Source organism: Microcoleus sp. B3-D2, assembly GCF_036705345.1.
Classification (GTDB): Bacteria; Cyanobacteriota; Cyanobacteriia; order Cyanobacteriales; family Microcoleaceae; genus Microcoleus.
Genome location: NZ_JAUBUG010000052.1, coordinates 18,333 through 41,788, shown reverse-complemented (window position 1 = coordinate 41,788; position 23,456 = coordinate 18,333). Strand labels below are relative to the sequence as shown.

Genomic DNA, 23,456 nt, shown 5'->3' with positions numbered 1-23,456 from the left:
GTTGAGCCGGTGGAAGGAAACCCAACCTACACTAATTTAAACTGCTGGTTGAGCTAGCAGCGGATCTAACTGTCCATCTGAATCGAGTTTGTGAATGTCATCGCAGCCGCCTACGTGTTGCTTATTAATGAAAATTTGGGGCACGCTGCGGCGTCCGTTAGCGCGATCGGCCATTGCTTTTCTAGCGGCTTCGTCGCCATCAATTTTGTATTCGGTGAAATTTACGCCTTTCCACCACAGCAAAGTTTTGGCGCGGATGCAGTAGGGACAGGTTTGCCAAGTATAGATTTCAACATTGGCTTTGATGCGATCGGGCTTGCGGCCCAAGATGGGATTGAGAAAATCAAGCATTTTCGGTACTGGGGTAAAAATTAAACTGGTTGGGGGATTAACGATCATTTTAGCGAAATGCCGTCAGCCCCACGTCCTACCCAAAAATCGGCGCGGGATGGAATTGCCTGCGGCTACCTGTGGCCCTGTGACCCAAGTCACAACTTTACTCTACTCGGATCACTTGCTTTCACCCTAGAGAATCACCTTCGCGGCCTCATTAATATCACCGATCTTTTGAGGAAACCAGAAGATGATAAATATATCGAATTCAACCGCACTGCCATGCACCCCGTACAACTCCTCCCCGGCGCTATCTCTGAAATCCTCGCTTCTGTAACCGATACAGGCGTTTTGACTCTGGCGGATCGCTACGGTTTGATGGCCGCCACCTTCGACGACTCTCTGAATGACGAAGACAGAGGCTGTGTCAACCGCTTGCTGCGCGCGGTGCTCCGAGGCCGAGTCCAAGTAGTCAACGAACTTTCAGCAGCATTCTAATCGGGATTTGAAGTTTTGTTCTGAAGGCAGGGTGAGTCAGCGGTAGATAAAAATAGTGGAAACTCAGGCAGGAGTGGAAACAGCGGTAATTTGAATTCGATTTAAAAGTTTTCTCCTCTAACTCAACAACGGTTTTTTTGTCAAAGCAGCCTTTACCGGCTGCTTTTTTTTTGATTTAATCGCGGATTTCCAGGTTGTACTGGCGACAGAGGGCGATCAGTTTTTGTTGGAAGCGATCGCGCACGCTGTCTGGAGAGGCGATCGCGCAATCTTCCCAATAGGGGGCAATTTCGCGGAAAAACCAGAAGGTATTGAAAATCGGGCGGGTGACTCGTCTAATTGGCGGATCGCCTTCTAAGTCGCTGACTTCCACATCGCCTTGCTTTCGCCTGTAGTTAAAGGCAAGCCTGCCGAATAAGTGAAATTCTACGGAAATTCGATCTAGATCGGGCAACCAAGTTCGATCGACCGAAATCACCGCAGCATCTTCAATGCGATCGAGCAGCAGCGTCCAGTTGTGTTCGAGTCCCGGTACGTCTTGATTTCCCTCAGATTCTTCGCAGCGACACATTAAATACTGTCGCTTTTCAATAGGGACAATCCGAGCGTGTAAGACTGTGTAACTCCAAAGGCGATCGGCTGCATCTCGATAGGAGAGGCGAAAAGGTTGGTGTCTGTGGATAAAATTATCGATTTTTTGCCGCCAAGTAGGTAATGGGTTGCTCAAAAACTGATCGATTTGGGCCCGGAAAGGGAGAGTCAGTTCGCTGCGATCGCTCAACAATTGGGCAATTGCCAGCGCTTCATCAATTTTGCCCAAGTCAAGCAATTGCTGTCGGGCGAGGTCTAGGGCTTGGATGCGGGTTTGGGGCCAGTCGTGGTTGGGGGCGATCGTCAGTTGGCGGCGGGCGATCGCTTCTATCAGTTTGGATATGTTCGGGCGATCGCCCCACGTCTTCCCGAATTCTTGGGCCAAGGCTTCCAACTGGGCTTTATCTCGTTCAGAAACCGATAGGGTGATCGATTGACCTTTGCGACTCATAAATATACGGACACTTTCTCATTGTACAGGCTTGATTATCTCTATTGTCGGTGTCAATATGGGGGATATCCCGTTTCTACGGACACAGATTCAGCATATGTCCGATTATCATATTACCCTCAAATCCGTTTACTCCTGTCCCGCTGCGGAAATTCCCAAGAAAGTCAAATTACCGGAAGGTTGGACGCTTTCTTGGCATCAACTCGAAACTTTAAAGGCAATTCGCAATCCCAATATTGATGTCATTTTCAACTTTGCTATCACTAGCGATGGCAAAAGTTTAGCTGCTTTTTTAGAAACATTGCAGACAGATTGTTGTGTAGTGGCGCTATATCCGACGAATGAACTGGCGCGAGATCAGGAGACTCAAATTCAGCGCTATATCGAACAATTCCAACCCGAGCATCAACCCCGCGTTGTCCGACTCAGCGGCTCGGAATTAGAAATCTATGCAGAAAATGAAAAACTGAGAAAAGCAGCCGCGATCGCATCTCGCACAGGTCAATCAGAGATTTTATTAACTAACCCTGATATCTTGCACTATCTCCACCGAGGAGCGTATTTAAGCTCTGAAGATAGCCCCGATAAACTGTGGGGTCGCATCGACAAAGATTTTGACCTATCCATTTTTGATGAATTTCATGTTTTAGCATCTCCCCAGATTGCCAGCGTCATCAATACTATGTTGTTAATTCGCAATACAAACCGCCGAAAAAAGTTTGTATTCCTGTCAGCCACTCCTGACGACCAATTAATTAGCAGACTAGAAATAGCAGGTTTTCGCTGTCAAACTATCGACCCTTTAAAAGCAGGCAAATATCAGTTTCCCGATCGCCCTAATGAAATTGAACAGTTGAAAGCAGACTGTTGGCGGCAGATATTAAGGGAAAGTACGCTGACTTTTATTTCCCTAGAACCCACTTCAAAAGCTTCTGAAACTTGGCTGAAGGACAGCGCAAATCTCATCCTGACTCACTTTAAACACAATCCGGGAAGTAAAGGAGCTATTATCCTGAATTCAATTGCTGCCGTCAAGCGGCTGACACCATTTTTTCGGGAATTGTTCGCGCCTCACGGTTTAGTTGTGGGCGAAAATACCGGGTTGTCGGGAAAGACTGAAAAAGAGCGATCGCTCTCGTCAGACTTAGTTCTCGGTACTAGCACCATTGATGTCGGCGTAGACTTCAAAATCAATTTGCTAATTTTTGAATCCGCCGATGCGGGCAACTTCATCCAAAGATTGGGAAGGTTGGGGCGACACGATGGCTGCGATCGCAATGGAGAGTTTATTCAGTTTAAAAATTTCACAGCCATCGCACTCACCCCTAATTTCTTAGTCGAACGCTTGTTTGCGGGTGAGACTGCCACTTTAGAGTCTAACGGAATTTACGATCGTCCTTTTTTCTATCAACAAATTCGCGAAAAGTACCGCCAAATCAACAATTTTGAGGGATATTATTCGCGGTGGGGTGCAGTGCAGTCAGTTCAAATTTGTTGGCAATTAGGGCACAGGACAATTAAACAGCAGTACGCATCAAGTCAGAAAGCTTTTCAGGAAGCTGCTCAAAAAGTATTTAAAACTAGCTTGGGGAAAGTGGCAGGTGATATTAAACAGTGGGGTAAAGAGTGGAAAGAGCGATCGGGTAATAAGACAGGAAATCCAATAGTTGAAGATGCTAGCAGTTTTCGAGGTTCTAGTCCCCTGCAATGCGGCATTTGCGATTTAACCGATTCCCACGAGGCAGACAAATTTAAAACTTACGATTTACCAGGAATTTTGAGCAACTTGGAAATCGAACCGATGACGGAATCTGCATTTATGCGAATGTTGAACGAGACATCGGAACGCCTTGGGCAACCAATTGCCAAAGGTCGATTTAAACACTGTCTGGCTTTTTTGAAGTTGCGTAGTTATCGGGAGGAAAGACTGAATTGGAAATTTACTTATTCGGGAACTTTAGAGGAAAATGCTTCTGCTTGGAAAGTTCAGGTTTTGACGGGGATTGAGGTTGTGCAACCTGAGAATTATTGGATCGGGGAAATCAACAAGCGTTTGAAGAAGCAAGCATTAGTTTGTTATGTGCTGCGCTATCCGGTGGCTGAAGTGCGATCGCGCCTGCGACTGCCGGTACACTTTCAGATTTATCCGATTTGCGATCGGTACAGCTTCCACGATACGACTGCACCTTATTCTATAGCTTTTGGCCAGTCGGCCCTGTTGGTGGACACGCTGGCCCACTGGCTCAAGAGCAAGGGGGATGAAATATGGATTGCCTAAATTGTCAAGCCCTGATAGGGATTTTGCATTGTACAGAAGTCAATGCTGGGAAAGCATCAAACAACCTCAATGGAGTAGGTCATGTTTCAATCCCTGGTAGGTATTTACACTTACTTGAGCAGTCCCAAGAAGCTTTGCTTTCCTACGGTGAGCTTAGCACAAGAGATAAAATACGTCATAACGGTAGTTTGTACCGTTATGACATACTCAATTGCCTGCTGTATAATCACAGGTGTTGCAATCCACGAGGAGAACTTCCCATGTCCCAGCAGAATCTTGACTCTGACCAACTACGCCATTTGCTTTGCGCTCTAAAACAAGACCTGAGCCAATCCCAACGGCTGAACTCTTCAATTCGATACAAGTGTCAACAGCTTGTAACAATTATTTATACTCAACAAAATCAAATTCAGTGTCTTGAGGCTGAAAATGGTTATCTCAAAAGCATTGACAGCGATCGAGCGGACAAACTTTCTGAATTGGAGTGTCTAGTAAATCCTTTTTCTCAAGATGGCGATGCTATTTGCAATACAAGGTTCATAGACTCCCTAGAGGCATAAAATGGCTAAAAAACGTCAAAAACCAGATGAAGAGTATCAACAACTCTCATTATTTGATATCCCAGTTAATTTGAACTCTGAACAATCTGAACAATCGGATGATCCAGATGATGACTGGTTGCAAGATGAAGAATTAGGGTCAAACTTTCAAACGTCCGATCGCACAATCGAACCTAAAACTCGCGACTTACTAACTCTCAAACTCTTGCGAGAAGCCATTCAGAGTCAAAATCCAGGCGATCGCGTCATGGCAGACTTCGCAGAATATGTCTTGCCAAATCTGCTGCGAGTTGCCATTGGCGTCACAGCCAAAGGGGGCAAATTTTTTGACGAACTCGATCGCAAACAAGGAAAAGAGAATGTGAGACGGCATAATGCAGCCGATCAGTCCCTAAATACTCACCTGCTAAATGGATTATTTCCTGCTAATTTAATTGAACAGCGGTTAGAAAAACTCGACACCACCGTGCGGCGAGCGGTGGGAGAAAAAGAACGGCGGTTAGTAATTGCTGGATTTATTCTCCACGACTTTGAAAAATTCCCCGATGTCCCCAACGATTGCCGCAAGTTACCGCTAGAACAGCACCGTCAAATTATTGATGAAAAAGTGCGACAGTTAGGACTAGATAGCTTCATCAATCCCGACGCTCCAGGTGCTTATCGAGAATACATTGATGATTTGCTCTGCCTTGCTTACAACGCTCAGCGGCGTTGGGATACTAACTGGAATTTTTCTGAATTTGGGTTAAATCCAGTGTTGCGCGATCGCACACTCCGCAGTCTCTCAGACTTAACCTGTTTAGCAGATTCCCTAGCATCTATTATCAAACATCCCCAAGATGCAGAAAATACCCGGCTAAACGAGTTAATCCACAGCCTCAGTGGCGGGCAATTAAAATTCACTTATCACAGCATCGCTGAAAACAGAGGCGTACTTACTAACGTCGTCAATAACGCTTTAATGGAAGTACATACGGCGCTGAATACCGACGATCGCACCTACTACGAACCACTGCTTTACTTACCAACAGGTGTAATTTACTTAGCTCGATCGGATGCTCCTGCTATTTCAATTGTAGACTTACCCAAACGAGTAGTTAGCAAGATTAAACAACTCTGCGCCGGACAATTGCAACGGCGACAAACTGGATTTGGCAGAGATGGTAAAGGCATGAAATATGCCGAGTATTATAACCTATTTTTTGATACGTCAGAGTTGATGCTAGTTGCTGTTGATGCTACTTTACGCATTCTCAAAATAGGAAAAAACTCTGTCGCCAAAAGTCGCAGCGATAATCTGATAAAATTTCAGCGTCAGGATGTTTTGTCTGCTGATTATAACTTCAACTTTGACGACGATATTCGGATCGATCAGATTGCTGAACTTGGGGACTTAGTGAGTCGCAAGATTTGGGGAGAACAGGTTAATACCATCGAAGCGGCACGCAAGAAAGACAAAAAACTACCCGCCCTAACTCATCTAGATATTGTCGATGAAATTGCTAAGTTTTGGAACCTATCTGAATATCTGCCAGCCCTGAGAGAAATTCAACGGATTAATGAAAGCCTCAAAGAACTTAAACTAAAAGGCAATACAGGCGGCGTTCCTTACGAATGGTACTATTTAGCAGCAAAGTACCTAGAACATCACCCAGGAATTGAGGATGTGCGGGAAGTTTGCGAACAGGCGATCGCCCACATTTCCCAAATGATTAAACCCATTCTTTCACAGTACAAATTGCCCGACGGTTGGGACGATTTGCGGCTGTGGGTAACGCGGGTTGTCATGTTACCCGGAAATACACCATTGGACACAGCATCCAGTGACGTATTTTTAGATGAGTTGGAACGCTACCAACTCGCTAAGAAACAGGGTAGAGGAAGACAGTTAATCTGTTCAATTTCCCATTCAGCTTACACGGTGACAGAACAAATGGAATCAGCCGTTTTGTTCACGCCTCAAGTTTACACTAACAAACAAATGTTGGGAGGTTCTAACGCTAAACGCAATATTTCTAGTATTGCAGGTTTGGAAATGATGCTGAGACAAATTTTAATGAATCAAACTCAAGCTGTGGGAAAAAAGTTTGAAGATGGCAAATATCGCTATCTCTATTTTTATCCCACATATTACTTCACCCCCGAGACAAATAAGTTTCTGCAAAAAGCCTACACTAGCATTTTCCAAACCCGCTTTGATAGCAGCATTCGCAATCATTTTATCAGCAAGGATTTGCAAGCAGATTTTGGACGCGATCGCTACCAAAGCATCGATGCTTTCCTCATAGATGAAAACATCGAACCAGGAAAAGACCGCACCTTCAAACTTTCCTATCCCGAAGACCAGCCCCTAACATTTTACTTCATGGCGCTTCCCCCTGGTCGAGATGCAACTGATACCGAATCTTGGGTAATGCCAGCTTGGCTAGCTTTTGCTTTTCCCATGATTCTAGATGTCAAAACTGTAGTTTCAGAGTCGCCAATTCCGCCTTTTAATGACGGTGCAGAATTTGAAGAAACCGTATTTCTTGACAGTGTACCCCAAGCTTTTAGGGTTTTGACGAAGCGCGATCGCTTCCGCCTCGACTATATCCTAGAAGGTTGGGAGGAAAACGGCAAATCTTATCCTGCACCTCTAAATGTCTTAACTGCTGCTTATGCCATTCACCTTGATGTTAATGCGAAACAGGGGAAGTCCGGCTATGACTCCAACTGGGGTAAATTAACTGAGCTCGCCAAGGATTTTGAAACCAGCCCGCTTTATGTGTTTAGCTACCTAAATCAATGGGTGCGGAAACAGAAAAATGAAACGGCGTCAATTCAAAAAATCAAGCTTTATGCTTATCATTTTTACCCTTGCTTTGACTCCTACGCCAACTATAATCATGAAAAGGAACGATTGACTGTGACAACCGCATCAAGCTTAAACCACCCCCAAAAATTGACGGAATTGTATCGCAGATTTTACCGTGCAAATAAGCGATACAATCCCAAGGCAAATGCTGTGTTGAAACCGATTGATATTGCTTCTAAAACTATCCTTGAAGCCGATCGCAGTTGTCAAGGTGAATCTTTAGTCTTGACAGTTGCTGCTGAAGTTTCAAAGCTCATGGATCGCGTTCACTCTTCTACTGCTGAAGGACGCTGGATTTTTAGCAAGCGGGAGGAAGAACGACAGGCAATTTTAGAGTTTGCTCGCTACTTTGTTGAGGAGGTATTTGAGCAATCATTTGCGGGCGATCGAGCCCGTTTAGCCGGCCGCCAAATCAACCTAATCCGAGATACCTGCGAATTTCTTTACCGTTTAGAAAATGACAAAGACAATCGCGATAGAAATGACAAATTTCCTGACGAATCTCAGGAAGAAGGTGATGATTAAAGCTGAATCTATTGTTCGATCGGCTACAAGCTAACTACCAAACTAACATTTTTACATAGGACACAAATCATGGCTTTCTTGAAAACAGTTGACTCTAAATTTTTCCATGCTAACATCCCTTACAAACCAATGGGAAAATATGTACATTTTCTGACTGTGCGAGTCACAGAATCTTATCCCCTATTTCAGACCGATGGAGAACTGAATAAAGCGCGGGTGAGGTCAGGAATTCAAGACCAAAAACCAATCAGCCGCCTGACCATGTTTAAGCGCAAGCAATCTACACCAGAACGTTTAGTCGGTCGCGAGTTGCTGCGTAACTATGGTTTTATGACCGCTGAAGATTGCGAATACAATGTCAAGTTTGCAATGAATAATCCTGATTGCATTATCTACGGATTTGCGATCGGTGACTCTGGTTCAGAGAAGTCAAAAGTAGTAGTTGACACAGCATTTTCAATTACCGCTTTTGATGAATCTCACGAGACTTTTACCCTCAATGCTCCCTTTGAGAATGGCACAATGGCATCTAAGGGTGAAGCAGGTTCCAAACCAGGCGAAGTTACCAGTCGCATCAATCAGCAAGACCACATCAAACCCCAGATTTTCTTTCCTAGCATTGTCACCCTCAAAGACCCTACAGAAGCTAGTTTTTTGTATGTCTTCAACAACATCCTCAGAACGCGGCACTATGGCGCTCAAACCACCCGCACAGGTCGAGTCAGAAATGAGTTAATTGGTGTCGTATTTGCCGACGGCGAAATTACCAGTAACCTCCGCTGGACGCAAGCAATTTACGACAAATTGCAGGTTGAGGATAAACTTAATTCCAACAACCCTCTCAATGAAGATGATGTGATTATGGCTGCTAGGGCTGCTATCCAAACGTTACTGTCTGAGGAATTTATCGTGCATGAAGACTTTATTGGGGATAAGTTTACACCATTAGTGACAGAGGTTAAAGCTGTTATCGGCAATGAAGATGAACTCAAAAAAATGTTGAAGAAAGCCGATGACGAGGCTAAAGCTTACGCGAAGAAGCATATCAAGGGTAAGGCAGGAGCTACAGCAGCAGCGGAGTAACAACCATGACTTTTATTTACCGCTGTCAAATCGAGTTGCACGATAGCCTTTATTTTGCAACTCGCGAGATAGGGAGACTTTACGAAACTGAGCCGGTAATTCACAATTACGCGCTTTGTTACGCTCTCGGTTTGGTGGATAGCGAAATCTATTCCACCACCGTTTCTGAAGAACATTCCTATCGCTATTTCTGTCCCGAACAAGTTCCTAAATACGAGCCACATTTAACGGCGCTCAATCAACAGGGAATTTATGTTACTCCGGGGCGTTCTCTTTCTCACTCCTCTACTCTCAACACTTGGAAATACGCCAACAATAACTATCACGTTGAGATGGAAAAAACTCAGAAAAATATTCCTAGTTTTGGAAGAACCAAAGAAATTGCGCCCGAAAGCAAATTTGAGTTTTTCCTAATCTCAGATAAGTCTCTGAAACTAGCGAAATGGATTCGTCTGGGAAAGTGGATGAGCAAAGCAGCCGTCGAAATTTTAGAGCAGAAAGAAGTGAAGCGATCGCCCTCAGCAACAGACTTCATCTTTCCCTATCTTCTCAACCCTTTAGACGTGATGTTTTCCCATCAGGTGATTAGCTACGATGTGGTTAATATGCCTCCGGTTAGCCTCATCCAAAATGTCAAAATGCTAGGGCGATATTACGAGTTTGACAAACTCAAAATTCCGGCGTGTATGGAATACCGCTTTCGGGCAGATTAATAGGAGGCAGAGCCTCTAGAAATGCGTTCCCAGGTAGAACCTGGGAACGATAAAAATTAAACCAATTTTAAGCATTAACCCTTAACCAAATATGCCGCACAGCCTAGTCCTCAACCTCCTCCCTCTGGCCCCAATTCCCCCCGGATACCTCACCGGAAGACACCTGCACGCCCTCTTCCTCACCCTCGTGAGCTCCGTTGACAAAAAACTCGGCGATCGCCTCCACGATGCCACGGCCCAAAAATCTTTCACTCTCAGCCCTTTGCAAACTAAAAAATGCCCTTTCAAAAAACACCATTTCCTGCAATGGGAACACACAGAATCGATTCCAGAACATAGCCTCTGTTGGTGGCGGATTACTCTGCTTGATGACACTCTATTCGGCAAATTAACTAATCTTTGGCTGAACCTCAATCCGTCGAAGCCGTGGCATCTGGGGCCCGCCGATTTGATGATTACTAAGATTCTGGGAACGCCCCAAGTGGATCAGCCTTGGGCTAATGCTTGCGATTACTCTCAATTGTACGATCGCGCTTCGGAAACTAATCGCTTAATTGCCTTCAGTTTTGCGACTCCTACTACCTTTCGACAGGGAAAATTTGATTCCGTGATTCCTACTAGAGACTGCGTTTTTAACAGTCTTCTCAGTCGCTGGAATAAGTACAGCCCGATCGCAATTCCCGATCAGTCCTTCGATGCACTTTTTTCGACATTTGTCAATATACGCAGTGAAAAATTGACTAACTATCAAAGCGATTTTGTCGGCATGGTTGGGGAGGTTAGTTATCGGATTTTGGGAGATGTGGAGCCCTTAGTGATTAAGCAAATTAATGCTTTGGCTGATTTTGCTGTTTACTGCGGGGTGGGGAGGAAAACTCCGATGGGGATGGGAATGACTAGGCGAATAGTTGTTAATAAGAGTTCTTGATAACTTAACGTAAAACCCATAGTCCGGCAAGGGTTGAAACCCCTGCCTCAAAGCTAAAGTCCTCTTAAGAGGACTGCAAGAATGAATGATTAAATTACTTCTTCAGTCGGTTTCAGCCTTTGCGCTTACTGTTACCGAGAAGCTCAAAATATCATCAATGATTAAATTACTTCTTCAGTCGGTTTCAACCGACTTTAGCTATGAGACAGGGGTTTCAACCCCTGGCGGACTGGCGGACTGGCGGATCACTGGCGGATAACTAATTCCTCAAATTCTTTCGCCCCACGGGGAAATTAAATGTTTCAACCCCTGGCGGACTAGGAGCACTAATTCCAATTACCAATCTCTTACAAACCATCAAAATTATGAAGGATTTTGATTACATTTCGATCGCAACTCTCAACCAGTATTCTTACTGTCCTCACCGCTGCTGGCGAATGTCTTGTGCGGGAGAATTCACCGATAATCAGTATACCATAGAAGGGACAAGTTTGCACGATCGCGTTCACACGATGGGCGAGATTAATCGCGATGAAACTTGGCAGGTTCGGGCGATTTGGCTGAAATCTGAGCGCTACAAACTGATTGGGAAATCGGATTTGATTGAGTCGGCTGAGGGTGAGATTTATCCGGTGGAATACAAGCGCGGCCGGAAGGGGGAATGGGATAATGATGAGTTGCAGGTTTGCGCCCAAGCGCTTTGTTTAGAGGAGATGACGGGGAAAACTATTGCGACTGGATATGTGTATTACGCGCAGTCGCATCAGCGGCAATTAGTCGAGATTTCTGAGGGTTTGAGACAGGATGCGATCGCCACTATTGAAAAAGTCGGTGCTCTTTGGCGATCGGGAAATATCCCTTTACCAGTTTACATCGCTCGGTGTAAGGGATGCAGTCTTTTTCCCCAATGTCTGCCCCAAGCTGCCGCCAAAGTCAACCGCTATCAAGAAGCAAGTTAATCTGCAAATAGGAGATTTCACGATGGGAACAGTTTACATTACTCAAGAAGATGCTTTTATTGGCAAAGTGGATGAACGTCTGACGGTTAAAGCTGATAAAAAAAATCTCTTGGACGTGCCATTAATTAAGATTGATGGTGTTGTTGCATTGGGACGCGCCACAGTTTCGCCGGCTGTGGTTGTGGAACTGTTGGAACGTCACATTCCTTTGAGTTTTTTGACTGTAAACGGACGTTATTTGGGGAGGTTGGAACCGGAGATGACGAAAAATATCTTTGTGCGAAAAGCTCAGTGGCAAGCGGCTGGGGAATCGGAACAGGCGGTGCATTTAGTTAGGGGGTTTGTACGGGGAAAGCTCAAGAATTACCGCAATACTTTGTTAGAATGTCAGCGTAAATATTCTCCCCAGGAATTTGAAAAGCCCATCGCCCAATTGAAACAAGTAATCGCGTCTATTGACAAAACTTCCAATATTAATTCTCTGCGAGGATTGGAGGGGGCGGGTAGTGCGACTTATTTTGGCTGCTTCAATCGGCTGATTCGCGTGCCGGAATTTAGCTTTGAAGTTCGCCGCCGCCGTCCGCCTACTGACCCGGTAAATTCTCTGTTAAGTTTGGGATATTCTCTGCTGCGGCACGATGTTCAAAGTGCGGTGAATATTGTGGGATTCGATCCCTATTTGGGATATTTGCATTTTGAGGGGTATGGGCGTCCTTCTTTAGCGCTGGATTTGATGGAAGAATTTCGACCTTTGGTAGTTGATGCTGTAGTCTTGACGGCGATTAATTTGCAGAAAGTTTCGCCTAATGATTTTACTGCAGAACCCTTGAGCGGCGCGGTTTCTTTGACAAAAGAAGCGCTGCACAACTTTTTGCGACTTTACGAACAAAAGAAACAGTCAAAGTTCAAGCATCCAGTGATGGAAAAGTTGTGTACTTATCAAGAAGCTTTTGAAATTCAAGGGCGGTTGATGGCTAAGTATTTGATGGGTGAAATTGATAAGTATCCGCCTTTGGTTCTGAAATAGGGAGGCGATCGAGTTATGTTTGTTTTGGTTTGCTACGATATATCAGAGGACAAGCGCCGCACTAAGATTCACAACATTCTCAAGTCTTATGGGGAATGGAAGCAGTATTCGGTGTTTCATTGCGACGTGACGGATATCCAGTATGCCCGGATGCGCCAACGTCTGAGTAGGGTGATTAAGTCGGAAGAAGACAGCATCCTGTTTCACTATTTGTGCGCTTGCTGTCAGGGCAAGATCGAGCGGATTGGCGGCCGGGCACCGATCGATACTACGATTTTTATGGTGTGATTTTGCGTCTGGCTGTAGATGTTGAACGGAGGGGGTGAATTTTAATGACTGAAAGCTTTACTAGGACTGGGTTTGCAGTGGTTTGTACCTCAGGCGGGTCAGACGCAAATGCTGAAAGCTTTACTGGGAGAGAGTTTGAGGTCTATTTGAATTTTGCCCTCTTGACAGGGCGATCGCTGAAACGGTATATTGATTGCAATCAGACGCAACTGAACCTTGAAAACCTTATATTTCAAGCCTCCTAAACCCCGGCGGCCGGAAACAACCTAAAACCCTATCAGGGATTGAAACGTGTCGCGGGTTAACAATATAGAAAAGTTTAACTGCCGGAAACAACCTAAAACCCTATCAGGGATTGAAACCGCGCTGCTTGACCTGAAAACCACGACGCGCAAGCAAGCCGGAAACAACCTAAAACCCTATCAGGGATTGAAACAAAGCAATCTGTCATGTTTTACACGGATGACGATCCGCCGGAAACAACCTAAAACCCTATCAGGGATTGAAACCCGCAACACATGAGACATCAGTTATAGTACGCCGGCCGGAAACAACCTAAAACCCTATCAGGGATTGAAACGTAAATCTCCCGGCGGGCATTCGTTAATGCAGTACGGCCGGAAACAACCTAAAACCCTATCAGGGATTGAAACACTCCAATCAGCCGACAAACTAACGCCGCTGCCGGAGGCCGGAAACAACCTAAAACCCTATCAGGGATTGAAACATATTTTGGAATAGGAAAACCAGTGTTTGCCAAAGGCCGGAAACAACCTAAAACCCTATCAGGGATTGAAACGTCAGATAACTTATGAATCTTTAGATTTGATTTGGCCGGAAACAACCTAAAACCCTATCAGGGATTGAAACCCTAAGAATTTTGGGAATGCGTGAGAAAGCTTGACCAGTATAAGCCGGAAACAACCTAAAACCCTATCAGGGATTGAAACGAAAATGAAAGATTGCGAAAAGAGGCTCGGGATAAGCCGGAAACAACCTAAAACCCTATCAGGGATTGAAACGTGGACATACTTAGGCATTTTAGCTGATATCCCAGCCGGAAACAACCTAAAACCCTATCAGGGATTGAAACGGAAATCTGGCACATATTTTACCTCACTTTCGTGCCGGAAACAACCTAAAACCCTATCAGGGATTGAAACCGGCAAACCGGGCTTTCTAATGCGACAAGCGCAGCCGGAAACAACCTAAAACCCTATCAGGGATTGAAACAAGTATCCGAACTTGCCTATCAAGACTGCGTAATGCCGGAAACAACCTAAAACCCTATCAGGGATTGAAACATGCGATCGACAAATCTAAGGTACTCGCCCAAACGCCGGAAACAACCTAAAACCCTATCAGGGATTGAAACCTAGCAGTTCTACAGGGTGAGGGTGCAACTCGCAGCCGGAAACAACCTAAAACCCTATCAGGGATTGAAACACGGTAGTAACGGGTGTAACGCGGATGATCGGGTTGCGCCGGAAACAACCTAAAACCCTATCAGGGATTGAAACCGGAGTCTGGGAACAGAGCCAGAATTTTACCGTAAAACGCCGGAAACAACCTAAAACCCTATCAGGGATTGAAACGAATGCCGCCAAAGGCGATCGGCTTCGCCGATTAGCCGGAAACAACCTAAAACCCTATCAGGGATTGAAACGAGGATTGATTATTCAGAGGCTAAAGTGCGGCCCTGCCGGAAACAACCTAAAACCCTATCAGGGATTGAAACAATAATAATGACTTCATAGCCCGCCTGCTCTGCCGCCGGAAACAACCTAAAACCCTATCAGGGATTGAAACCGAGTCTTCAATACTGCCTGCCGCTTCATAACCGCCGGAAACAACCTAAAACCCTATCAGGGATTGAAACCTTTTCCTGGCTCCGATCGCGCCAATATTCACGCCGGAAACAACCTAAAACCCTATCAGGGATTGAAACTTTAACAAACGTTCTAACGTCAAAACTGGAAAGGCCGGAAACAACCTAAAACCCTATCAGGGATTGAAACTGTTTCAAAAACTAAATCGATAGTCGGCAAACCCAAGCCGGAAACAACCTAAAACCCTATCAGGGATTGAAACTGAGAACACTGATAAACTTGATTTTCAAATAAAGCCGGAAACAACCTAAAACCCTATCAGGGATTGAAACTTTAGCTAATTCATCAACATCCCAAAACCCTTTAACGCCGGAAACAACCTAAAACCCTATCAGGGATTGAAACGAGTTAAAACAACTCATCAAAAAGTAAGTTTTATAAAGCCGGAAACAACCTAAAACCCTATCAGGGATTGAAACTTTAATCCCAGTAATCTAAGCCCTTGGAAAGTGGTCAAGCCGGAAACAACCTAAAACCCTATCAGGGATTGAAACGACCTGACTCAAACTAATGCCGAAACAGGATTTCTCGCGCCGGAAACAACCTAAAACCCTATCAGGGATTGAAACACGAGTCAACAATATAGAGAAGTTTAATGCTGTTAAGCCGGAAACAACCTAAAACCCTATCAGGGATTGAAACCCGACAAGTGGCGGCGAGGCACCGCTACTTCATCCGCCGGAAACAACCTAAAACCCTATCAGGGATTGAAACCTGATTGGCGGCTTGGTCGTCGGTGCTGTTGCGCCGGAAACAACCTAAAACCCTATCAGGGATTGAAACGAAAAGTTAGGTCAGGCAAGAGAAAGGAATGAAGCCGGAAACAACCTAAAACCCTATCAGGGATTGAAACCCGCCGTAAAAGCGGAAACCCGATTCACAGAAGATGAGCCGGAAACAACCTAAAACCCTATCAGGGATTGAAACCAGTGCTAGGTGATAGGTTTGCGTGTGAGTAGCCAGCCGGAAACAACCTAAAACCCTATCAGGGATTGAAACAGCGGATTGTTGATCCATGTGTAGGCGCGGCCGCTAGAAGCCGGAAACAACCTAAAACCCTATCAGGGATTGAAACGCAAATCCTATTTTTTCAGGAACTATCAATAATTCGGCCGGAAACAACCTAAAACCCTATCAGGGATTGAAACGTACCCAATATTCGGGGTTTTCTTCGTCAAAATCTTGGGGCCGGAAACAACCTAAAACCCTATCAGGGATTGAAACGCGAATATTACTCGCTGCACTCCGGCAGCTACCGCCGGAAACAACCTAAAACCCTATCAGGGATTGAAACTCAAACCGAGAGAGATTGCAAGACTAGAGTTTTCGGGCCGGAAACAACCTAAAACCCTATCAGGGATTGAAACTGCCGGTGCTGGTGTTTGGGTTTGCGCCGCCTGGCCGGAAACAACCTAAAACCCTATCAGGGATTGAAACCCCTTGATACATCTGCTACGCTAAATCCTGAGCGGCCGGAAACAACCTAAAACCCTATCAGGGATTGAAACTTAGGAGGGAACAACCCCCCTGACAACACGCCACGCCGGAAACAACCTAAAACCCTATCAGGGATTGAAACAAACCAGTTGAAAGCTCGCCGCAAAAAATCCACCGCGCCGGAAACAACCTAAAACCCTATCAGGGATTGAAACACTGAAAAGTTGAGAGAAGAAGTGCGGCAAGTGCGATCGCAAGCCGGAAACAACCTAAAACCCTATCAGGGATTGAAACTGGGGTAATTACAGCAGCATCGGTTTGTGCCAATACCTTAGCCGGAAACAACCTAAAACCCTATCAGGGATTGAAACTTCTGTGCAATCTGTGACGGCTACTGAGTGCGACTACGAGCCGGAAACAACCTAAAACCCTATCAGGGATTGAAACCTCCAGTTCTTCGCGTCTGTGTTCGTCAATGTCTTCGCCGGAAACAACCTAAAACCCTATCAGGGATTGAAACGCTTACAAAACCCTCGGGCAGCGTCCAGCCAAGCCGGAAACAACCTAAAACCCTATCAGGGATTGAAACCCCGGTAATTTCCGGGAACTACTCACCGCAGGACAAGCCGGAAACAACCTAAAACCCTATCAGGGATTGAAACCCCATACCCGGAAGACAGCCTAATTATGCTAGTCACGCCGGAAACAACCTAAAACCCTATCAGGGATTGAAACTCTTGAATTTTGCCGACTCAAAGCTCGGCGCTGGGGCCGGAAACAACCTAAAACCCTATCAGGGATTGAAACAAGAGTTCCTACATGACGTAACAGGCGAGCGCCGTGCCGGAAACAACCTAAAACCCTATCAGGGATTGAAACTGGGTAGGTAAAATCGTCACCAGCAAGCCCTGTGCCGGAAACAACCTAAAACCCTATCAGGGATTGAAACTTGCCGAACCCTAGGGTTCTCCAAAAAACTTTAGCCGGAAACAACCTAAAACCCTATCAGGGATTGAAACCATTTACAAACTCCATTTACGATCGCCAACACTCCGCCGGAAACAACCTAAAACCCTATCAGGGATTGAAACTAGAAGGTTGGGCATATTGTAGGCGAGAAATTGAAGGAGCCGGAAACAACCTAAAACCCTATCAGGGATTGAAACAAAAACCAGCAGCAGTTCCGACTCGAAACCCACGCCGGAAACAACCTAAAACCCTATCAGGGATTGAAACTGAGTACCAGGCAACCGGGAGCTTGGCAGCCATCACGCCGGAAACAACCTAAAACCCTATCAGGGATTGAAACCTGCAAGCCACCAACTAGGCTTGGCTTGTAATGATGGCCGGAAACAACCTAAAACCCTATCAGGGATTGAAACGAGCAAATTCAAGGGTGTAGCCTGTCCTATTCCCGGCCGGAAACAACCTAAAACCCTATCAGGGATTGAAACGTGAGTTTTATTGTTACAAGTTTTATTTTATGAAGCCGGAAACAACCTAAAACCCTATCAGGGATTGAAACCCATGTATGTAGACGTTACTCCGCCAGATGATGAGCCGGAAACAACCTAAAACCCTATCAGGGATTGAAACAAACACGCCTACTTAGACATTGAAAGACGCCAAGCCGGAAACAACCTAAAACCCTATCAGGGATTGAAACAAAATTCCTAGCGCTGGTTCTACGCCGCGAGATTGAGCCGGAAACAACCTAAAACCCTATCAGGGATTGAAACGACACTATTTGTATCCTATATGGCGGCCAAGGGAGCCGGAAACAACCTAAAACCCTATCAGGGATTGAAACCCAATTCCCTCCTTAGAAATTCAAGAAAAAATTTGCTTGCCGGAAACAACCTAAAACCCTATCAGGGATTGAAACTACACAAAGAGAGTTAGCAGAAAAGGCAGGGATTAGCCGGAAACAACCTAAAACCCTATCAGGGATTGAAACTGGAAGTTCAGAATCTAACAGAGCAACTTAACCAAGCCGGAAACAACCTAAAACCCTATCAGGGATTGAAACGAACTAATTGGTAAGACAATCCCGCAAGGAACAATTAGCCGGAAACAACCTAAAACCCTATCAGGGATTGAAACTTTTTATGAGGCGATGAAAGGGGATAAGCGCAAAGCCGGAAACAACCTAAAACCCTATCAGGGATTGAAACTTGAACAGCAACACTTTTAGCATTGAGCAAAAAAGCCGGAAACAACCTAAAACCCTATCAGGGATTGAAACGGTAAGTGGTAGGGAGTAAGAATTGAAGGAAGGGCCGGAAACAACCTAAAACCCTATCAGGGATTGAAACCTGTACGCGGCAATCTTCGATTGAGGTTGCCGCGCGCCGGAAACAACCTAAAACCCTATCAGGGATTGAAACATTGAATTTGGGTAGTTGGTCGTACATGGGTTTGCCGGAAACAACCTAAAACCCTATCAGGGATTGAAACTTTCGGAAGTATTCACCAGAGGAGGAGACAGGAGGAAAGAGGGTATTCTTCTCCTGACTCCTGACTCCTGACTCCTTCACAAGCCGGAAACAAGTTTACTTCCAACACTTGTCACAGCACAGGTAGTGGTCATAGATAATCTCACCTTTGATAAAAGTGGTCGGATTCAGGAATTGATTCAAACAGCAGGGTGTAGACTATTATATTTACCGCCATACTCTCCAGAGTTTAACAAAATTGAACAAAGAAGAGTCTTGACTAAAAAGTCAAATTCGCAAACAGCTTGATGAGTTTGATTGCTTACATTTTGGCCACCCTTGGATGTCTTGCCTTGCGTCCTAACACGGGCGGTTGCTATATGTGATTTCCCAGATTATTCAATTGAAAAAATACCAAAATTATGACCAATCAAACAACTTCTCCACTCCTACTGGGTTCCTTCAAAATCGGAGATTTATCCTTAAAAAATCGGGTAGTCATGGCACCCCTAACGAGAGCCAGAGCCGGTGAAGCGCGGATTCCCAACGCCTTGATGGCAGAGTATTACGCTCAGCGAGCCTCCGCTGGTTTAATCATTACAGAAGCCACAGTGGTTTCTACTCAAGGTAATGGTTGGCTCAATACGCCCGGTATTTATTCAGACGAGCAAGGCGAAGCTTGGAAACAAATTGTGACTGCGGTTCATGCCCGCGAAACACCGATTTTCATGCAGCTTTGGCACACCGGACGAGCTTCCCACAGCAGTTTTCATGAAAACAATCAATTGCCAGTTGCAGCCTCTGCCATCAAAATAAACGGAGAAGGCATTTATACCCCTCTAGGCAAACAACCCTACGAAACCCCCCGCGCTCTAGAAACCGATGAAATCTCCCTGGTTGTAGAAGATTATCGCAAGGCAGCCGAACGAGCAAAAATGGCAGGTTTTGACGGTGTAGAAATTCACGCTGCAAACGGCTATCTCATTGACACGTTCCTGCAAACAAAAACCAATCACCGCACAGATTCCTATGGCGGCAGAGTTGAAAATCGCTACCGTTTTCTTAAGGAAATTGTAGAGGCGATTATCACAGTATTTCCGGCAAACCGAGTGGGAGTTAGACTTTCTCCCAACGGTATTTACAATGATATGGGTTCTCCAGAATATCGCGAAGATTTTCTGTATTTCGCAGGGCAGTTAAATGCCTATGATTTAGCTTACCTTCACTTGGTGGACGGTTTGGCTTTTGGCTTTCATGAATTGGGAACGCCGATGATGATAGGAGAGTTTCGCGATGTGTTTGCAGGGCCGCTCGTCGGCAACTGCGGATATACTCAAGAACAGGCTGAAACGGCCCTGAATAGCAAAGTTGCGGATTTAATTGCTTTCGGTCGGGATTTTATCAGCAATCCTGACTTGGTAGAGCGTTTTACTAATGGTTGGCCGCTCAATCCGCCTGCTGAAGTCGGCGTCTGGTATTCTTTTGGGCCTGAAGGTTATATCGATTTCCCTACCTATCAGGAATCTCAAGCTATTTCCTGAGCCTCAGATTACACGGGTGACACCTGCTGTTATACCAATTTAATGTGAAGTTGCACATATCTCGATCCCCCTCGCATCCCCCTTCTTAAGGGGGACGAAAGATCGGAATCTTGTCCCCCCCTTATTAAGGGGGGCGCCAGGGTGATCGGATTCTACGGGGCCTCATAAAAAATTGGTATAATAGCCCAGACTTCTTAAAGAAGTCTGGGCTCTGGGTAATCTAAAATTGATTCACTGCTTCGTACTCTTCCCAAGCTGCTTTTGCACCAAATTCAACGATCGCACTCAAATCACAAGCATATTCTCCAGCACAACTAAAAGAACCAAGTTCCAACACATAAAGCTCTCCCTCTGACTCGCAGATATCGATCGTGTAAACAGATTCTGGATACCAACTCACTTGGACAGAAAACTTCTATAAGATAGTTTTCTAAATATCCTCCGCTGATTCTTTCATCAACTCTTTCTTCTCCCACTAAATACAGAGAACCCGTAATAATTTGATTTTTATAAACAAAAAATCTCCATTCTTTCGTAATTGCTCGCTTCCCACTGACTAATACCAATGTAGTTTCGTCTCTTTTTAATTCACTTCCTAGAGACTGCATGGTATAGCAATCCTAAATGATTTGTGTAATTCTTGTAGGGGCTCTCCCCCCCGTGGTTGCCCCGATGCAGGCTGGGGTAGGCACTCTTAGCACTACCCCAACATATTTTTACTGATTTAGGATTGCTATATTTAAAATATTCAGGTTAAAAACCCCAGCTCGAAATGACTTCATATTGCTGTCAGGTCGGACAAACAAATCTCCATCGGATTTGAAGTATTCCAGAATTTATGTTTTTCTTCTGAGCAATTCGCCCAAAGAAAGAAGGAAATATTTATTATTTAACAAGTATTGACTGAAATAAGTGTAGTAACTGGAACAGCGGAGATGCTTTTCGTCCATATAAGCTCCCGGAATCCACGAAGTTCTTAAGATATCCCGACCCAAATTTAGGGTTCCCATGAATAAAACACAATCATCAGGGGGGAAATATTGATGAGCTGCTTCAGGGCGAAAATTGAGATATTTAGTTTCTTGGTAAATGTATCCTTGTTTCTGTAGTTCGGCCAAAAATTCTGATTCGCGATCGTAAATATCTTGTTCAATCAACCAATTTACTTTTTTCATGACAGTCTGATGTTCGATCGGTATTTGAGGGGCAACTCCCGCAAAGAGAGCGAAAATGACTCGATCTAGCCCAAAGGCAAAAAGGCAGTTGAGATCGAGAACGTTTCCTCATATCCTAATAAGCGTAGGACATTTCAAAACATCCGAGCTGCTAGCTCAGCTTTTGAGTACCTGAAAATAATCAATAGCGGAAGCGCTTTTAACAAGATGGCACAAAATCACAAATCAACGGTTATCATCACCGGCGCTTCCTCCGGCGTCGGTTTGTACGGCGCGAAAGCTCTCGCAGACAAGGGATGGCACGTAGTCATGGCCTGTCGGGACGTGCGGAAAGCCGGAGACGCCGCCCGAGAGTTGGGCATACCTGAAGGCAGTTTCTCCATCATGGAGATTGACTTGGGCGATTTGGAGAGCGTGCGTCGGTTTGCTCGGGCATTTAAGGCCAGCGGCAGGCCTCTGGACGCTTTGGTGTGCAACGCGGCCATTTATATGCCTTTGATTAAGGAACCGCTGCGGAGCCCGGAGGGTTACGAGTTGACGATGACTACCAATCACTTGGGTCATTTCCTGCTGTGCAACCTGATGATGGAAAATATGAAGCCTTCCTATTATTCCGATGCGAGAATCGTGATTTTGGGAACCGTGACTCACAATCCAGACGAGTTGGGCGGGAAGATTCCGCCGCGCCCGGATTTGGGCAATTTTGAGGGTTTTGAAGCGGGTTTCAAAGACCCGATTTCGATGGCTGACGGCAAGAAGTTTGAACCGGTCAAGGCTTACAAAGATAGCAAAGTTTGCAACGTGCTGACGATGCGGGAATTGCACCGCCGCTTTCACGAATCCACGGGGATTACTTTCACTTCGCTGTATCCGGGATGCGTTGCGGATACGCCGCTGTTCCGCAACCACTATCCTTTGTTTCAGAAGCTGTTCCCGCTGTTTCAGAAGAATATCACCGGGGGTTACGTGTCGCAGGAGTTGGCGGGGGAAAGGCTGGCGATGGTGGTTGCCGATCCCGAATACAAGCAATCTGGGGCTTATTGGAGTTGGGGGAACCGCCAGAAAAAAGATGGTAAGTCTTTTGTGCAAAAGGTTTCTCCCCAGGCCCGCGATGATGAAAAAGGCGAGCGGATGTGGGAGTTGAGCGCTAAGTTGGTGGGATTGACTGACGGGGCTCAAATGGGTGCTGCGGCTAGTGCGGGCCGGTCTGCATAATTCAAAGTTACAAATCCCCTTTATCAGGCTTGGCGGTTGAAACGGCGTCTACGCACAGGAGGTGGGTAGACGCGGACTCAATAATAAAGGGGGTCTTAAAGTCGGATTTGGTATGATATCAATTCCGGTTGCGCTCCTCCGGAATTGTTGACTGTTGAGTGTTGACTGTTGAGTGTTGACTGTTGAGTGTTGACTGTTGAGTGTTGACTGTTGACTGTTGAGTGTTGACTGTTGACTGTTGAGGGGCGGGTCGAAAAACTGAATGGTTGAGTGTTAACTGTTGACTCGATTTTATTATTCCGATGCAAGCGGAAACGATATGATGCACCAAAATCAAAGAAACCGGGTTTTTTAGTGGCTCTGCGGGTTGTAACTCACATCTTGCACTATTCTTAAGAACAGGCAAGATGCCTGTTCCACAAGAACATTTATCACTTGTAGAACAGGCATCTTGCCTGTTCATAAAAAGATTATTGAGAATGGTGCAAGAACTCAGTTGTAACCCGTCTTTTCGGAAACAACCCGGTTTCTGGTTTACCCGGGCGTCTAGGACTGTTATGGTCGCTGCGTTAGCATGAAAGCGTAGGTTTTGCAACCCAAAATAGCGCCTTTTTTTTACTGTTTGCGATCGACTTACACGATATTTTTTCGGATAAGAATCCGGTTGGTGCGTAAG

The 23,456-nt window shown here is 45.4% G+C and carries 18 protein-coding genes and 1 CRISPR repeat array; of the genes, 14 read left to right on the top strand and 4 right to left on the bottom strand.

Annotated elements, in window-relative coordinates:
• Positions 1-36: 36 nt before the first annotated feature.
• A complete protein-coding gene (gene grxC, locus QUB14_RS19595) occupies positions 37-351 on the bottom strand; it encodes a glutaredoxin 3 (RefSeq protein ID WP_333218667.1) in 315 nt (104 codons plus the stop codon).
• A gap of 264 nt (positions 352-615) precedes the next feature.
• Between grxC and QUB14_RS19590 the strand changes: the two genes are divergently transcribed.
• Positions 616-831 carry a hypothetical protein gene (locus QUB14_RS19590; RefSeq protein ID WP_172188518.1) on the top strand — a complete coding sequence of 72 codons (216 nt, stop codon included), beginning with the start codon at positions 616-618 and terminating at the stop codon, positions 829-831.
• A 175-nt stretch (positions 832-1,006) separates the two neighbouring features.
• On the opposite strand, the gene QUB14_RS19585 is transcribed toward QUB14_RS19590, so the two are convergent.
• The gene (locus QUB14_RS19585) at positions 1,007-1,873 is read right to left on the bottom strand and encodes a WYL domain-containing protein (RefSeq protein WP_333218656.1); all 867 of its coding nucleotides are present in this window, start codon (positions 1,871-1,873) and stop codon (positions 1,007-1,009) included.
• Between the two features lie 97 nt (positions 1,874-1,970).
• Between QUB14_RS19585 and cas3 the strand changes: the two genes are divergently transcribed.
• From cas3 to QUB14_RS19525, 12 genes are all read left to right on the top strand, one after another.
• The gene (gene cas3, locus QUB14_RS19580) at positions 1,971-4,151 is read left to right on the top strand and encodes a type I-D CRISPR-associated helicase Cas3' (protein ID WP_333218655.1); all 2,181 of its coding nucleotides are present in this window, start codon (positions 1,971-1,973) and stop codon (positions 4,149-4,151) included.
• 260 nt (positions 4,152-4,411) lie between these two features.
• Positions 4,412-4,711 (top strand): hypothetical protein, encoded by a 300-nt coding sequence (locus tag QUB14_RS19575; protein WP_333218654.1) that lies wholly within the window; start codon positions 4,412-4,414, stop codon positions 4,709-4,711.
• 1 nt (position 4,712) lies between these two features.
• A complete protein-coding gene (gene cas10d / locus QUB14_RS19570; RefSeq protein ID WP_333218653.1) occupies positions 4,713-8,090 on the top strand; it encodes a type I-D CRISPR-associated protein Cas10d/Csc3 in 3,378 nt (1,125 codons plus the stop codon).
• Positions 8,091-8,159: 69 nt separating this feature from the next.
• Positions 8,160-9,173 (top strand): type I-D CRISPR-associated protein Cas7/Csc2, encoded by a 1,014-nt coding sequence (gene cas7d, locus QUB14_RS19565; protein WP_333218652.1) that lies wholly within the window; start codon positions 8,160-8,162, stop codon positions 9,171-9,173.
• Positions 9,174-9,178: 5 nt separating this feature from the next.
• Positions 9,179-9,886 (top strand): type I-D CRISPR-associated protein Cas5/Csc1, encoded by a 708-nt coding sequence (cas5d, locus tag QUB14_RS19560; protein ID WP_333218651.1) that lies wholly within the window; start codon positions 9,179-9,181, stop codon positions 9,884-9,886.
• A gap of 91 nt (positions 9,887-9,977) precedes the next feature.
• Positions 9,978-10,814, top strand: a complete 837-nt coding sequence (gene cas6 / locus QUB14_RS19555; protein WP_333218650.1) for a CRISPR-associated endoribonuclease Cas6 — start codon at positions 9,978-9,980, stop codon at positions 10,812-10,814.
• Positions 10,815-10,899: 85 nt separating this feature from the next.
• On the top strand, positions 10,900-11,073 hold the full coding sequence (locus QUB14_RS19550; RefSeq protein ID WP_333218649.1) for a hypothetical protein: 174 nt from the start codon (positions 10,900-10,902) through the stop codon (positions 11,071-11,073).
• A gap of 106 nt (positions 11,074-11,179) precedes the next feature.
• Positions 11,180-11,773, top strand: a complete 594-nt coding sequence (gene cas4, locus QUB14_RS19545; RefSeq protein ID WP_333218648.1) for a CRISPR-associated protein Cas4 — start codon at positions 11,180-11,182, stop codon at positions 11,771-11,773.
• A 22-nt stretch (positions 11,774-11,795) separates the two neighbouring features.
• Positions 11,796-12,800: a type I-D CRISPR-associated endonuclease Cas1d gene (gene cas1d / locus QUB14_RS19540; protein ID WP_333218647.1), complete on the top strand. Its 1,005-nt coding sequence runs from the start codon at positions 11,796-11,798 to the stop codon at positions 12,798-12,800.
• Between the two features lie 15 nt (positions 12,801-12,815).
• Positions 12,816-13,088: a CRISPR-associated endonuclease Cas2 gene (gene cas2, locus QUB14_RS19535; protein WP_333218646.1), complete on the top strand. Its 273-nt coding sequence runs from the start codon at positions 12,816-12,818 to the stop codon at positions 13,086-13,088.
• Positions 13,089-13,342: 254 nt separating this feature from the next.
• Positions 13,343-18,871: a CRISPR direct-repeat array (repeat unit 37 nt; unit sequence GCCGGAAACAACCTAAAACCCTATCAGGGATTGAAAC).
• 125 nt (positions 18,872-18,996) lie between these two features.
• Positions 18,997-19,158: a transposase gene (locus tag QUB14_RS19530; RefSeq protein WP_445251856.1), complete on the top strand. Its 162-nt coding sequence runs from the start codon at positions 18,997-18,999 to the stop codon at positions 19,156-19,158.
• 113 nt (positions 19,159-19,271) lie between these two features.
• Complete coding sequence (locus tag QUB14_RS19525; RefSeq protein ID WP_333218645.1) at positions 19,272-20,390, top strand: alkene reductase; 1,119 nt, start codon at positions 19,272-19,274, stop codon at positions 20,388-20,390.
• Between the two features lie 220 nt (positions 20,391-20,610).
• Here QUB14_RS19525 and QUB14_RS19520 read toward each other — a convergent pair whose 3' ends face one another.
• Positions 20,611-20,790 (bottom strand): hypothetical protein, encoded by a 180-nt coding sequence (locus QUB14_RS19520; RefSeq protein WP_333218644.1) that lies wholly within the window; start codon positions 20,788-20,790, stop codon positions 20,611-20,613.
• Positions 20,791-21,226: 436 nt separating this feature from the next.
• The gene (locus tag QUB14_RS19515; RefSeq protein ID WP_333218643.1) at positions 21,227-21,565 is read right to left on the bottom strand and encodes a hypothetical protein; all 339 of its coding nucleotides are present in this window, start codon (positions 21,563-21,565) and stop codon (positions 21,227-21,229) included.
• A 207-nt stretch (positions 21,566-21,772) separates the two neighbouring features.
• Between QUB14_RS19515 and QUB14_RS19510 the strand changes: the two genes are divergently transcribed.
• Positions 21,773-22,780, top strand: a complete 1,008-nt coding sequence (locus QUB14_RS19510) for a protochlorophyllide reductase (protein WP_333061150.1) — start codon at positions 21,773-21,775, stop codon at positions 22,778-22,780.
• Positions 22,781-23,456 lie beyond the last annotated feature (676 nt).

Bases quoted from the DNA above. Each gene is read 5' to 3' on its own strand.
- grxC (WP_333218667.1), bottom strand. From the start codon at position 351: ATGCTTGATTTTCTCAATCCCATCTTGGGCCGCAAGCCCGATCGCATC.
- QUB14_RS19590 (WP_172188518.1), top strand. From the start codon at position 616: ATGCACCCCGTACAACTCCTCCCCGGCGCTATCTCTGAAATCCTCGCT.
- QUB14_RS19585 (WP_333218656.1), bottom strand. From the start codon at position 1,873: ATGAGTCGCAAAGGTCAATCGATCACCCTATCGGTTTCTGAACGAGAT.
- cas3 (WP_333218655.1), top strand. From the start codon at position 1,971: ATGTCCGATTATCATATTACCCTCAAATCCGTTTACTCCTGTCCCGCT.
- QUB14_RS19575 (WP_333218654.1), top strand. From the start codon at position 4,412: ATGTCCCAGCAGAATCTTGACTCTGACCAACTACGCCATTTGCTTTGC.
- cas10d (WP_333218653.1), top strand. From the start codon at position 4,713: ATGGCTAAAAAACGTCAAAAACCAGATGAAGAGTATCAACAACTCTCA.
- cas7d (WP_333218652.1), top strand. From the start codon at position 8,160: ATGGCTTTCTTGAAAACAGTTGACTCTAAATTTTTCCATGCTAACATC.
- cas5d (WP_333218651.1), top strand. From the start codon at position 9,179: ATGACTTTTATTTACCGCTGTCAAATCGAGTTGCACGATAGCCTTTAT.
- cas6 (WP_333218650.1), top strand. From the start codon at position 9,978: ATGCCGCACAGCCTAGTCCTCAACCTCCTCCCTCTGGCCCCAATTCCC.
- QUB14_RS19550 (WP_333218649.1), top strand. From the start codon at position 10,900: ATGATTAAATTACTTCTTCAGTCGGTTTCAGCCTTTGCGCTTACTGTT.
- cas4 (WP_333218648.1), top strand. From the start codon at position 11,180: ATGAAGGATTTTGATTACATTTCGATCGCAACTCTCAACCAGTATTCT.
- cas1d (WP_333218647.1), top strand. From the start codon at position 11,796: ATGGGAACAGTTTACATTACTCAAGAAGATGCTTTTATTGGCAAAGTG.
- cas2 (WP_333218646.1), top strand. From the start codon at position 12,816: ATGTTTGTTTTGGTTTGCTACGATATATCAGAGGACAAGCGCCGCACT.
- QUB14_RS19525 (WP_333218645.1), top strand. From the start codon at position 19,272: ATGACCAATCAAACAACTTCTCCACTCCTACTGGGTTCCTTCAAAATC.
- QUB14_RS19515 (WP_333218643.1), bottom strand. From the start codon at position 21,565: ATGAAAAAAGTAAATTGGTTGATTGAACAAGATATTTACGATCGCGAA.
- QUB14_RS19510 (WP_333061150.1), top strand. From the start codon at position 21,773: ATGGCACAAAATCACAAATCAACGGTTATCATCACCGGCGCTTCCTCC.